The following is a 12647-nucleotide window of genomic DNA, read 5'->3' as shown; positions in this document are numbered from 1 at the left end:
GCATGCGCAGCACCGGAAAGTCCCCGACCCCCGACCTCTCCCGCCGCGGCTTCCTCATCGGAACCGGGTCCCTCCTGGGCGCGGCGGCCCTCGCCCGCCCGGCCGCCGCCGCTGCCGGTCCGATCGCTGACGGGGCCCGCGTGCCCGTCCTGGTCATCGGCACCGGGTACGGCGGCTCCGTGGCCGCCCTGCGCCTCGCCCAGGCCGGCGTCGACGTGCACATGATCGAGATGGGCATGGCCTGGGACACCCCCGGCTCCGACGGCAAGATCTTCTGCAACACGCTCCAGCCGGACAACCGCTCCTACTGGCTCCGCACCCGGACGAAAGCCCCGCTCAACTACTTCCTCGGCTTCCCCATCGACCGGGACATCACCCGCTACACCGGCGTGCTGGACGCCGAGGAGTTCAGCGGCATCACGGTCTACCAGGGCCGCGGCGTCGGCGGCGGCTCGCTGGTGAACGGCGGCATGGCCGTCACCCCCAAGCGCGAGAACTTCGCCGCCATCCTGCCCTCGGTGAACCCCGCCGAGATGTACGACACCTACTACCCCCGCGCGAACGCCGGCCTCGGCGTCGGCACCGTGGACCCCGCCTGGTTCGACTCCACCGACTGCTACCAGTACGCCCGCGTGGGCCGCAAGCACGCCCAGCGCTCCGGCTTCCCGTTCACCTTCGTGCCGGACGTGTACGACTGGGACTACATGAAGCAGGAGGCCGCCGGCACGGTCACCAAGTCGGCCCTGGCCGGCGAGATCCTCTACGGCAACAACCACGGCAAGAAGTCCCTGCAGAAGACGTACCTCGCCCGGGCCGCGGCCACCGGCCGGGTCACCGTCTCCCCCTTGCACCGGGTGACCTCGGTCGTTCCCGCGTCCGGCGGCGCCTACACGGTGACCATCGAGCAGCTCAACACGAACGGCGACACCACGGCCACCAAGACCGTGACCGCGGACCGGGTGTTCTTCGCGGCCGGCAGCGTGGGCACCAGCAAGTTACTGGTCAAGCTGAAGGCCACCGGCGCGCTGCCCAACCTGAACGGCGAGATCGGCAAGGGCTGGGGCGACAACGGCAACGTCATGTGCGGCCGCGCCAACCACCTCTGGGACCCGACCGGATCCCTCCAGTCGTCCATCCCGTGCTGCGGCATCGACAACTGGGCCGCGGGCGGCGCCTTCGCGGAAATCGCCCCGCTGCCCACCGGGATCGAGACCTTCGCGTCGTTCTACCTCTCCATCACCAAGAACCCGAACCGGGCCCAGTTCAGCTGGAACGCCGCAACGGGAAAGGTGGACCTGAACTGGCAGACGGCCTGGAAACAACCGGCCATCGACATGGCGAAGACCATTTTCGACAAAATCAACTCGAAGGAAGGGACGATTTACCGGACCGATTTGTTCGGCGTCTACAAGATCTGGGGCGACCATCTGACGTACCACCCGCTCGGGGGCGCCGTCCTCAACAAGGCGACCGACAATTACGGGCGCCTGACCGCCTACCCCGGGCTGTACGTCATCGACGGGGCGCTGATCCCGGGCAACACCAGCGTCAACCCGTTCGTCACCATCACGGCCCTCGCCGAGCGGAACATCGAGAGAATCATCGCCACTGATCTGTGAAAAGATTTGAGGCCCGCATCTCTGCGGGCCTCGAATCTGGGCGTCGTGTCATCGCTTGGATCAATGATGACGCCCTTTACAGGCGATCGTCAAGCAAATCCCATGCCACGGTATGGAAACCGCAGCCTTTTACGATGATATTTTCCCTTATATCGCCTCCCCGGGCGCCTATGGTGGAAGGAAAGCCACCGAGGAGGCTGCGATGAGAGAGCACTTCGTCTGGGTGACGACGCGCCGCATCAGGCCGGGAGCGTTGGAGGAGTTCGAACGGGCATGGCGCCCGGACCCGTACCCGGAGGGCCTGCGCCACGCGTACGCGTACTGGTCGGAGGACGGGCAGGAGATCACCGGGGTGTCGTTCTGGGACTCGAAGGAGGCGTGCGACTCCTGGCGGAGCTCCGAGGCCGAGAACCGGCGCCGGGAGATCATGAGTCCTTACGTCCTCGAGGAGCGCGAAGGCTTCTACCAGGGCCGCGAGCTCGGCGTCCCCGTACGGTGAACCACCGGCCCGCCGCCCGGCGGGCCGACTGTTCGCAACGTGCCTCACGGGCACAGCGCGGAGGTCAGCAGCGTCACGGCCGCCTTCTCGGGATCCCGTGCGTATGAAGTGATCGACAGAGCCACCTGCCGCGACCCGTCAGCCGAGCTGAACGCCACCGTGAGGTAACCCGCAGCACCCCCGCCATGCCCCGCCCCAACGCGGTGCCGCACGGCAACGGCGCCATCTCCAGCCCCAGCCCGTACGCCTTCTTCGTCATGCCGGGGTCCTTCATATCCTTCAGCAGCGCGGAAGGAAGCAGCCTGCCCTGGAACAGAGCGCGGTAGAACCGGTTGAGGTCCTCCGTCGTGGAGATGATCTCACCGGCCGCGCCGGCCATCGTGGGATTGAACCGTGTGACGTCGACCGGGACGACCCTGCCTCCCTTGGTTACCGGCACATACGCGTGGGCGTGCGGCCCGGGCACCTCCGGCGAGGCGCCCGGCACGCGGGTGTGCCCCATGCCGAGCGGCCGCAGGATCCGCTCCCTGATCTCCGTCGCGTACGGCCTGCCGGTGACGCGCTCGATCAGCATGCCGAGCACGATGTAGTTGGTGTTGGAGTAGCCGTACCTGGCTCCGGGCGGGAACTCGCGCGGCAGTCTCCCCGCCCTGTCCACCAGCTCCTTCGCCGTCCAGGAGCGGTAGCGCTCCTTGGGGATGCCGGCCTTGTCGAACAGGTTTCCCTGCCCTGGCACGGCTGTTCAGCGGCAACGTCCGGCGCCTGTTCTCCTCCGACACGTACCGGACCATGCTCGCCGAGGATTTCACCCCCGCCGGGATCTCCCAGACCCGCAAGGAGATACAGGCGGTGGCCGCCGCCATCCCGCAGCTCCGCGCCCGGCCGCCCCGGCTCCCGGAATGCCCGACGATCGCGCTGTCGGTGACCCGCGCGGAAAAAGGGCGGGAGCGTCAGCACGCCGCCGTCCGCGAGCACCAGCGCCGCTACGCCGACAGCCTGCCCGACGGGCGCTACGAGGAGGTCGCCTCGGGGCACTTCATCCAGGCCGAGCAGCCCCAGCTGATCGCGGACATCGTGGGGCAGGTGCCATCTGTCGAAAAATAGATGGACACGGCTGTTAGCTTCCCAGACATGGGTGTAATTGACGTTGACCGCTTTGTCTCCGACGGATTCGTCAAGCTGGAGGAGGCCTCTCCGCGCGAGGTCGGCGACGCCGCCAGGGCGTTGCTGTGGCGGCAGACCGGCCTTTCACCGCAGGACCCGGCCACCTGGAAGCAAGCGGTGGTCTGGACCGCGGACCTCACGGGTGAGGGCGCGTTCGGGGAGATCGTCCGCAGCCCACGGCTCGCCGAGGCGCTCGACGAGCTCTGCGGAGCCGGTGGGTGGGTGCCGCGTGGTTCGCTCGGCAATGTGCCGATCCGGTTCCCGCACCTCCCGCCCGTCGACGACAGAGGCTGGCACGTCGACGCCAGCATCGCCCAGCCGGACGGCCGTTATCTGTGCGGCGGGCATCCGGAGACGCTGCTGCTGCTGATCCTGCTGTCGGAGGTCGGCCCCGACGACGCGCCGACCCGGATCCGGGTCGGTTCACACCGGGACGCCGCCGCCACGTTGGCGGGGCGGGTGCTGGACCCGTTCGAGGCCGGCCCCTTGGTGGACGCGGCCAGTTCGCACCGCCCGCTCGCCTACGCGACGGGCCGGCCGGGCGACATCTACCTGGTCCATCCCCTCACCGTCCACGCCGCCGACGAACACCGAGGCGACGAGCCGCGGTTCATGGCCCAGGCACCCGTCTTCCTGACCGAACCGGTGACGCCGGAGGGGAGCAACGCACTGGCTCAGGCCATCTCGTGAGACGCGTACCCTCCCGAGGTCAGCACGCGCCGCGTGCCCCTCGACCGCCAGGCGGTCGCCACCGACTCCACGAGTGCGGCCGAGACGCCCTGGCTGGTGTCCACTTCGTAGTCGTACGGACCGAACGTGTGGATGCCGTCGACCTCGACGTGCTCGCGCCCTTCCCCGATGCGACGGTCCCCGCGCTCGCGTTCTCTCCGGTCGAGCTCCGCAAGATCGCAATGCACCCCGACAAGGAACGCGTCGAAGTCCGCCAACAGCTGTGACAGCTCTTCGCGCCAGGTCGGGAATTCGATGATGTGCTCCACGATCAGGTCGTTGCCCGCTCCCGCCAGGGCGGGCAGGCACCGGTGAAAGCCTTTGAAGAAGCGCGGCCGCATCTCCTGCCACCACGAGAAGGGACCCTCGTGATCACGCCGCTCCGGGAGCATGCCGCTCGCCACGAACTGGTCGGAAGAGACATACAGGAACGGCTCATCGAGTGAGCGCTGCAGCGTCTTGGCCAGGGTCGATTTCCCGGAGCTGGAGGCCCCGGTGAGGATGATGACGCGTCCGGGGCCTCGATCGGGTGGGGTGGGTTCCATGCTCACACCATGTCAGAGACGGCGAGCACGTCAGGCCGGTCAGCGTACGAGCTGACCCCCGCCTGCCGGGCTGGTGCGGCGGCGGTACTCGCGCGGCGACGCGCCGGTGACCCGCTTGAACGCGTTGCTCAGCGCGCTCTCCGAGCCGTAGCCGACCCTGCGGGCGATCATCGCCACGGTGTCGTCGCCGCGGCGCAGGCGGTCGGTGGCTAGCTCGATCCGCCAGCCGGTCAGATAGTCCAGCGGGCTCTGCCCGACGGTTCGCTTGAAGCGGGCCGCGAGCGTCGACCGGGACACCGCCGCGGCCTCGGCCAGCTCGGCCACCGTCCAGGCGTGGGCCGGCCGGGCGTGCATGGCCCGCAGCGCCGGGGCCACGATCGGGTCGGTGAGCCCGGCCATCCAGCCGGACACCGCATCCGGCCCGGCGACGGCCAGGTGCAGGCGCAGCAGATGGATCAGCATGACCAGGGCGAGATGCTCGGTGACCAGGGTCGAGGCGAGCGACCGGTCGCGCAGCTCGGCGTCGATCTGCTCGAGCGCCCAGCGCACGGTCGCGGCCTCGGCGGTGCGGCCGGGCACGTGGATCACCGGCGGCAGCACGTCGAGCAGCAGTTCGCGGGCCCGCTCGCCGAAGTCGAACCGGCCGCCGAGGAAGACCACGTCCTCGCCGGTCCCCACCCTGGCCACGCCGTCGGTGGCCGCCGCGAAGACGGGGCCGGCCGGGACCGGCCGCAGCCCTGGACCGCTGGCCATGGCGAAGGCGCGTGGCTGGGTGAGCAGGAAGCAGTCGCCCTCGGCCAGCTCGATCGGCTCCGGTACGCCGTCGACGGTGAGCAGGCAGTGCCCGCGGCGCACCGCGACGAACTTGACCGCCGGCGGCGGCCCGTACGACAGCGCCCACTCACCGCCCGCCACCAGCCTGACGGACAGGCGGCTGGTCGTGCCGACGAGGGCGAGGACGTCTTCGAGGGGATCAGCTTGCTGGACGCTCACTCAACTATGTTGGACCCTGAACCATTCCGAGTCCAACTCCCGGTCCTTACCGTTGCGGTCATGACACGTATGGGCACCCCGTTCGACGCCAGAACCACCGCCGCCGAGATCCTCGCCGGCGTCGACCTCACCGGGCGGCGGATCATCGTCACCGGCGGAGCCTCCGGGATCGGCTTGGAGACCGCACGGGCGCTGCGGGGCGCGGGGGCCGAGGTCACCGTCGCCACCCGCAACCCCGCCGGCGGCCAGCGGGCCTTGGACCTGAGCGATCTCGGCTCGGTACGCGCGTTCGTGTCCGAGTGGACCGGGCCGGTGCACGCGATCGTGGCGAACGCCGGGATCATGGCGTTGCCCACCCGCCAGGTCGCCGCCAACGGCTGGGAGCTGCAGTTGGCCACGAACTTCCTCGGGCATTTCGCATTGATCACCGGCCTGCGGGAGAACCTGCGGCAGGCCGGCGCCGCGCGGGTGGTCATGGTGAGTTCGGGTGCTCAGCTGCTGGCGCCGGTCGACTTCGACGATCCGCACTTCGAGCGCCGCCCGTACGACCCGTGGATCGCGTACGCGCAGTCGAAGACGGCCGACGTGCTGCTCGCGGTCGGCGCCGCCCGGCGCTGGGCCGCCGACGGAATTACCGCGAACGCGTTCGAACCCGGCTATATCCACACCAACCTGCAGCGGCACCTCGACGACGACACCATGCGCGCGGCGGGCGCGATGGACGACGAGGGCAACCTGGTGACCCCGGACTACTACAAGACCCCGGAGCAGGGCGCCGCCACCTCGGTGCTGCTCGCCGCGTCCCCGCTGCTGGACGGCGTGACCGGCCGGTTCTTCTCCTCGCACAACCAGGAGGCCGAGGTGGTGCCGGGCGGCCAGGGCGCGACCGTGGGCGTCGCCGCCTGGTCGGTGGACCCGGCCGCCGCGGACCGTCTCTGGGACTACGCCCTCACGGCGACAGCAGCCCGCTGACCGCCGCCATCAAGAAATGTCCGGACATATCGCATGAAGACCTTGGAGCGCCATCAATGACCACCGTGATGCTCGTCCACGGCGCCTGGCACCAGCCGAGCAGTTGGGCGAAGCTCGAGACCGAGTTGCACGCGCTCGGCCATGCCACGCGCACCCCGGCGCTCCCGAGCGCCGGCGACCGTCCCACCGCGGGCATGCATGACGACGCCGCCGTGCTGGCCGCGGAACTGGCGTCGATCGCGGGACCCGTCGTGCTGCTCGGCCACTCCTACGGCGGCATCCCGGTCACCGAGGCCGCCTCCGGAGCGGGCAATGTCGATCGGCTGATCTACCTCGCCGCCTACATGCCGGACAAGGGACAGTCGATGTACACCATCCACGGCATCCCCGATCCCGAAGACACGGACGGCCTCTTCCCGCTCGTCGGCGACCCGCGTACCTCGCTCTACGGCGACCTGCCCGATGCGGAGGCCGAGCAGGCGGTGAGCAAGCTGGTCGACCAGACCGTCCGATCGTTCGCGGAGAAGGTCGAGGCGGCCGCCTGGCGGAACATCCCGTCCACCTACATCATCACGGAGCAGGACAAGGCCATCCCTCCCTCGCTGCAGGAGCAGATGGCAGCCCAAGCTGCCGAGATCCGCCGGCTCCCCGGCGGTCACTCTCCGTTCCTGTCCCAGCCTCACCGCCTGGCCGCCCTCATCGACGAGATCGCCCGTTGATCAGCGGGGAGTCCGACGCCCTCTGGAAAGCTCCTCGCTCTGCTCCAGCAGCGGTCGCATCCCGCTGCGGCACCTGAACACCCGTAAACCGACCGATTCTCGGCAAGCCGCCACTGCGGGCCCCGGGCGGACCTACCATGATCAGCGGTAAGTTCCCCTTTCCCCGACAGCCAGGAGAGGTCACATGCTCGGCCGTCTCACGTCCAGCCTGGTGAGCGCGCTCGTACTCGCCACCACCGCCGGCACCACAGCCACAGCCTCGGCTGCCGCGCCCCCACCCCAGCCGACGAAAGGCACGTTACCTGGCGTAACGGCACGGACGGGAGACGGTCAGGCCGCGATCGTCGCCGACCTGAACGGCCGCCCCGTCCAGTTCACGTCCTACACCACCACCGACCTCCAGGCCCAGAGGAACCCGTTCACCCTGTGGGCATGGCAGCCGGACCGGCGGCGGTTCGTCAAGACCGACTACGGGGAGCTGGCGGTCTCTCCCGACGGACGCTGGACGGTCGCGCACCTTGAGTCGCCAAGCGAACCGGGCAAGAACCGCCTGCGGATCACCGACCGGAAGACCGGCAAGAGCCGGGACATCGAGATCGAGCTCACCGGATACACCCCCGCCAGCACCGAGAACGGGGGCACCCAGTATCCCCAGATGCGCTGGCCCCGGTGGTCGCCGGACGGCAAGAAGCTGCTGTTCACCGTCAGTCTGGCCCGTCAGGGCGACCGCTCGGCAGGAGTCCTGATCCTCGATCTGCCTGACTTCACGCCCCGCTTCATCAAGATCCACAAGGCGCTGGTCACCGTCGGCGGTTTCGAGTGGAACCAGGACGGCACCCGCTTCCTGGTCAGGCACGGCAGGCTCGGCAGCACGACCGTCCGCCTGTACGACCTCCAGGGCAAGGCCGCCAGGGAATACCAGGTGCGCGGCAGGCCGGGCGGCGACGGGCGCGGCGTCTTCTCCCCCTCCGGCAAGCGGTTCGTCACCGCCTGCCTGCCGCTGGAGAAGGCCGCCTGCGTGTGGGACGCGGCGACCGGCAAGGCCGTGACGAGACTTCCCGTCGTCGCGGGCGCGCGTCCCACGACCCTCGGCTGGTACGACGAGAAGCACCTGCTCATCTCCACCGCGTCCGGCATCGGGATCGTCGATCTGAAGGGCCACGTGACCGAGACGCTGCTCAAGCTCGGCAGGAAGTCCCAGATCTACCCGCACTTCAACGCCCTGAAATGACCAGGTGGCTGCATGCGCGGCCACCCCTCAGGCACCGCTTCGACGGCTTCGGGTCAGCGATGGCCGATCGCAGCGTCCACAAGCTGTGGATTGACAGCCGGAAACGAACCGTCACCGAACAGGATCCGCGCCGCCAAGGCACGACCGGCACGACCGCGCAGCACGGCCACCGCTGCCTCTGCCGCGGCGGGAGATCGGATACCGGCGAACACGCGGCGCAACAACAGCCGGCCGCGGAACCGGGTCCGCAACGCGCCCCCGTCGTACAGGCTCAACACGCGCCGGTCGCCAGTACGCAGGTACCCAGCGACGACCGCCGCGGCCAGTTCGGACATGCGTAAGCACGGATCCAGCCCACCGGCCGTCAGCGGCGACACCGCGCCCGCCGCGTCTCCGACGAGCAGCCCGACGGGGCACGCCAACCGTCGCAGCACACCGCCGACGGGGATCGGACCACCTCTGCGCTCGACCGGACCGGCTGGCGCCGCTCGGCCTGGCGCGTCCGCGGCAAAAGCGTCCAGCAGGTGGCGAACGCCGGTACGCATCGCACCCGGATACCCCGCGACGCCGACATGCGCATGCCGGCCGTCGTCGATGACCCACCCCAGGTACCCCGGAGCGACCCGAGGGTCCAGCACACAGTGGAACGCCGGGGCGGTCGTCCCCGACGCGACCGGATGGACGAGCTCGGCACCGACGAGGAAGCGCCTGTTGACATCAAGACCGAGATCCCGCGCCACCCGGGACCGGGCGCCATCCGCGCCGACAACGAACCGCACCGCCACCGGCTCCGCCCCCGCCAACTGCACCATCACCGACTCCGCACCCACGAACCGCCCCGCCACAGACTCCCCACCACCGGGGAACCGCGCCCAGCCCATCGACGCGCCGACATACCGTACGCCCAGGAGAACCCGCGCCCCGGCCGACTCCGCCGCCCGGCGCGCATGCTCGTAGACGCCCGCCATGTCAGCCACGCGATACTCGTCCCGCTCGCTGGTCAGCCGGATCGGCGCCCGCCGCGACGGCGGATACAACAGGACGTCCCGTACCCCGGGCCCGAGCAGCTGGCCCGGCAGGTCGAAGTCATCAAGGGTGCGCCGCACGAAGATCCCAGTCGTACGGATGCCCGTCGACAGCGACCTGCGGCGGTCGACCACCATCACATCCAGGCCTCGCAAGGCGAGCAGGCGAGCCGTACGCAGGCCGGCCAGTCCCGCACCCACGACCAGTACATCCACTGTCCGCATACTTTGGGACGCTAGGAGCAATGCCCTGCCGGCGGGCCCATCTGCACGCGACCCGCCCAGTACCTCTACACCGTCACCACACTCGCGACCAAAGAGCGACGCGATCCGAATGGCGGCTCCCAGACGCGGTGGGCGATGCAAACGGCCCCTCGCCGGGCACCGGGGCTGGTGCAGCGGGTCCTGAGACCTGACGGGCGGGTGCCCCTTTTTTCCGCGCGGCTGTCCGCAGGCGCTCAATTCCGAGCGCGTCGGCGCTCGGCCAGGTGGTCCCATGCTGACACGACAGCGATGGAGACGATCAGCAACACGGCGCTTCCGGCGATGTCGAGCACATAGTGATTCCCTGTGATGAGCACGACTGCGGCCATGCCCAGTGGAAAGATCACGCGCCACCAGGCGCGATAATGGTCACACTAATTCAACCCCGCTGCGGCACGGATCACGTAGCAGTCGATCAGCCCGATGCCATGCGCAAAAGAGGCCCTCCACGTTCAGGAGGGCCTCTTTGCTGTTGTCCGGGCCCAACCAGGCACGAGCGGCGCCCGGGCTACGAATGGACGATTGCTCCGTTCTGACGTGCCGCTAAATGGTCAGCTTGTCGAGGATGGCTGCCACTTCTCCGGCCCTGAACACGAATCCCACATGCGACGTGTCCAGGGTGTGAATGTCGTACGGATTGTCAGGCGTCAGGGCGTTCGCTTCAGCGATCAGCCTGTCCTGCATGGCCACCGGAAGGGACCGGTCTTCGGTGAGGCGAATGTAGGTGCGCGCGATCGTGCCCCAGGTATCGGCGCGCACGCGAGCGTCGGCCATCATCACTGCAATCGATTCGTCCGGCTGCAGGATGTTGAGGAAGGCCCGGAACTGTTCGTCGCTGACATCCGCCATGGTCGCCGCCTTGAGAGCGGCGAGCAGTGCCGGGTCGGCGGTGCGGTAGTTGGCCCGGCCGGCACCGAGTTGAGACGGGTCTCCGACGTTGAGGGAGGCCAGCGGGGCCATCAGGTTGGCGGCGAACTCGGGCTCCTGCATGTATTCGATCGGGTTTGACCGTTGCACACACGACCACGCGGAGATGTAGACGAGCCGGCTCACCAGTTCAGGGATCGTGTTGCCGACCCCGGTGATGGTCGTCCCTCCGAGGCTGGCGCCCACCAGCACCACCGGCCCGTGTTCCGCCAGGCGGCGGACCACGTCGGCAACCATGTCGACGTTGTCCTGCAGAGTGACCCCGCGCAATGTGGACGGCTCGATCGCCCACGCGTCGAGGTCCTGCGGGGCCTGGTAGGCGACCGGGTACTGCGCGTCGAGGCCATGTCCCGGGAGATCGACGGCGAAGCTGCGGTGACCGAGCAACGCCAGTTCGCGCTGGATGGGAGCCCACATGAAGGAACTCGAGCCAGAGCCGTGAACAAGCACGAATGTCGGTCGAGAGATCGATGAGCCGTTTGAGATAGATGGCATACGGAACAGTCCGTTCGGATTGGGGCATGGCGACATGCCTGATGTTTTGGGGCGGCGCGGGGACCGCCGGTGATGGGAGTGGCCGGGCAGACCCGCCGAGGTCAGGCGATGGCACAGGCAGGCGGAATTCGCCGGCGGCGCTGTTTCAGCCCGTGATGGCTACCAAGGACGGAAAGCAACAGGACGGCCGGCGATGGCCATATGAAGTCGACGGGTCGCGCCGCAGCGTGCCGGGCAGGGCAGGGCTTGCCTTCCTGGAGATGGCCACCCCTGCCAGCGTCGAGGACTATCCCCACTGGGATCACCGGCCTGCGCACAATTGTTATAAGACATCCCTTATCTCGCCAACACCACTATCTTACTCTTTTCCCTGCTATATCCCCCAAGCAAGGAAGCTGATGAAACTTTTCTTCGCAGGTCTCGCGGCAACGGCCGCAGCCGTATGCGCGGTGGCCGTGCCTGCTCAGGCGGCATCCGTCGCATCCGTGCAGGCCGCTCCATTGAACCCGGTGAAAGCCCTGAAGGCCCAGCTGGTCGCGGGCAAAGGCGTAAAGATCAACGAAACAAGCGGCATCACTCTCGATTTCACCGCCGACGACCAGGCTATGCAGGTGCAGGTGAACACCCACACGGTCGGCACCCTGGCTTTCGGCAAAGGCAACGTGGCGGCCGCCGACCTGCGTGTCCGCATGTCCTCACGCCAGAAAGAGCGGCCCAACCCTCTCTACCGGGTCATCGCCGAGGGCAGAAACGCCTACGTGACCAACGCCGGCATCGCCAAGGCGCTGCCTTCCGGTCTTTCCTGGATCCAGTCGAAGGCCAGTGAGGGCGAAAACACCGTCCTCAACGTGGGCGTCACTCCGGCAGAACTGCAGTTCATGCTGGACAACTCATCAGAAGTAGCGACCGGCCAATACGAGGGCACCGCCACACTCGCTGAGTTCCGGCACGACAAGTCCGCCGGGGAAGGCAAAGTCGAGTTCCAGCTGTACTTCGATAAACACAACCTGCTCACCCGCACGGTCGTCGACACGACGACCTACCCGGATGACGACACCACGGCCTATGACCAGATGGCCTTCCACACCGATACCAAGTATTCGGGCTGGGGCGCCAAGGTGAAGATCGCCGCGCCGGCGGCCGGCAAGGTCATCAGCGAGAAGAAGCTGAACGCGAAGACCCGCAAGGCCGTCATCAAGGCCGGCTATCCGGAGAGCGGCCCCTTCTGACCTCAGGAAGGGCCGAGCCCTCTCATCCGTGGCTGAGCACGTTCCTGGGGATCTGGCGACGGCCGGTGAGACCGTTAGGGCGGGGACGATCAGCCGGCATCACCCGGCAACCGCCGTACGCCGAAACATGATCTACGAGCGAAAAGCCCTGGTCATCGCCGAGATGACCAGGACTTCCGTTACGCGCTGCCGAGAGAATCGGCCGCCCGTCCATGGTCAATCCTGCCCCGCGTAGC

14 protein-coding genes are annotated in these 12647 nt (G+C 68.4%); 8 read left to right on the top strand and 6 right to left on the bottom strand.

Annotated features, from left to right (window positions below):
* Nucleotides 1-2 precede the first annotated feature (2 nt).
* Nucleotides 3-1619: a GMC oxidoreductase gene (locus ACFKCF_RS49570; RefSeq protein ID WP_394502766.1), complete on the top strand. Its 1617-nt coding sequence runs from the start codon at nt 3-5 to the stop codon at nt 1617-1619.
* A gap of 202 nt (nt 1620-1821) precedes the next feature.
* Nucleotides 1822-2118 (top strand): antibiotic biosynthesis monooxygenase, encoded by a 297-nt coding sequence (locus tag ACFKCF_RS49565; protein WP_192789828.1) that lies wholly within the window; start codon nt 1822-1824, stop codon nt 2116-2118.
* 73 nt (nt 2119-2191) lie between these two features.
* Here ACFKCF_RS49565 and ACFKCF_RS49560 read toward each other — a convergent pair whose 3' ends face one another.
* Nucleotides 2192-2854, bottom strand: a complete 663-nt coding sequence (locus ACFKCF_RS49560; RefSeq protein WP_394502764.1) for a serine hydrolase domain-containing protein — start codon at nt 2852-2854, stop codon at nt 2192-2194.
* Nucleotides 2855-2907: 53 nt separating this feature from the next.
* On the opposite strand from ACFKCF_RS49560, the gene ACFKCF_RS49555 reads away from it, so the two are divergent.
* Nucleotides 2908-3222, top strand: a complete 315-nt coding sequence (locus tag ACFKCF_RS49555; protein ID WP_394502763.1) for an alpha/beta fold hydrolase — start codon at nt 2908-2910, stop codon at nt 3220-3222.
* Nucleotides 3223-3249: 27 nt separating this feature from the next.
* A complete protein-coding gene (locus ACFKCF_RS49550) occupies nt 3250-3972 on the top strand; it encodes a phytanoyl-CoA dioxygenase family protein (protein WP_394502761.1) in 723 nt (240 codons plus the stop codon).
* Here the strand turns inward: ACFKCF_RS49550 and ACFKCF_RS49545 are convergent.
* Together ACFKCF_RS49545 and ACFKCF_RS49540 are read right to left on the bottom strand one after the other, a co-directional pair.
* Nucleotides 3957-4556 carry a chloramphenicol phosphotransferase CPT family protein gene (locus tag ACFKCF_RS49545; protein ID WP_394502759.1) on the bottom strand — a complete coding sequence of 200 codons (600 nt, stop codon included), beginning with the start codon at nt 4554-4556 and terminating at the stop codon, nt 3957-3959. The two genes, ACFKCF_RS49550 and ACFKCF_RS49545, sit on opposite strands and share 16 nt — an antisense overlap.
* Before the next feature lie 39 nt (nt 4557-4595).
* Nucleotides 4596-5549: an AraC family transcriptional regulator gene (locus ACFKCF_RS49540; RefSeq protein WP_394502757.1), complete on the bottom strand. Its 954-nt coding sequence runs from the start codon at nt 5547-5549 to the stop codon at nt 4596-4598.
* 60 nt (nt 5550-5609) lie between these two features.
* On the opposite strand from ACFKCF_RS49540, the gene ACFKCF_RS49535 reads away from it, so the two are divergent.
* The 3 genes from ACFKCF_RS49535 (at nt 5610) to ACFKCF_RS49525 (ending at nt 8471) form a co-directional block, all read left to right on the top strand.
* Nucleotides 5610-6521: an SDR family NAD(P)-dependent oxidoreductase gene (locus ACFKCF_RS49535; RefSeq protein WP_394502755.1), complete on the top strand. Its 912-nt coding sequence runs from the start codon at nt 5610-5612 to the stop codon at nt 6519-6521.
* 56 nt (nt 6522-6577) lie between these two features.
* Nucleotides 6578-7240 (top strand): alpha/beta hydrolase, encoded by a 663-nt coding sequence (locus ACFKCF_RS49530; RefSeq protein WP_394502753.1) that lies wholly within the window; start codon nt 6578-6580, stop codon nt 7238-7240.
* 184 nt (nt 7241-7424) lie between these two features.
* On the top strand, nt 7425-8471 hold the full coding sequence (locus ACFKCF_RS49525) for a hypothetical protein (protein WP_394502751.1): 1047 nt from the start codon (nt 7425-7427) through the stop codon (nt 8469-8471).
* 53 nt (nt 8472-8524) lie between these two features.
* Here the strand turns inward: ACFKCF_RS49525 and ACFKCF_RS49520 are convergent, their stop codons facing one another.
* The 3 genes from ACFKCF_RS49520 to ACFKCF_RS49510 all read right to left on the bottom strand — a co-directional run bounded on the left by ACFKCF_RS49520 (nt 8525) and on the right by ACFKCF_RS49510 (nt 11182).
* On the bottom strand, nt 8525-9721 hold the full coding sequence (locus tag ACFKCF_RS49520; protein WP_394502749.1) for an FAD-dependent oxidoreductase: 1197 nt from the start codon (nt 9719-9721) through the stop codon (nt 8525-8527).
* Between the two features lie 233 nt (nt 9722-9954).
* Nucleotides 9955-10107, bottom strand: coding sequence for a phosphatase PAP2 family protein (locus ACFKCF_RS49515; protein WP_394502747.1), 153 nt, complete (start codon nt 10105-10107; stop codon nt 9955-9957).
* Nucleotides 10108-10303: 196 nt separating this feature from the next.
* On the bottom strand, nt 10304-11182 hold the full coding sequence (locus tag ACFKCF_RS49510) for an alpha/beta fold hydrolase (RefSeq protein WP_394502745.1): 879 nt from the start codon (nt 11180-11182) through the stop codon (nt 10304-10306).
* A gap of 398 nt (nt 11183-11580) precedes the next feature.
* Here ACFKCF_RS49510 and ACFKCF_RS49505 point away from each other — a divergent pair, with 398 nt between their 5' ends.
* Nucleotides 11581-12411, top strand: coding sequence for a hypothetical protein (locus ACFKCF_RS49505; RefSeq protein WP_394502743.1), 831 nt, complete (start codon nt 11581-11583; stop codon nt 12409-12411).
* Nucleotides 12412-12647 lie beyond the last annotated feature (236 nt).

The organism is Nonomuraea sp. JJY05, assembly GCF_043496855.1.
Lineage (GTDB): Bacteria > Actinomycetota > Actinomycetes > Streptosporangiales > Streptosporangiaceae > Nonomuraea.
The sequence above is the reverse complement of the archived record's forward strand: the minus strand, read 5'-3'. Positions and strand labels throughout refer to the sequence as shown.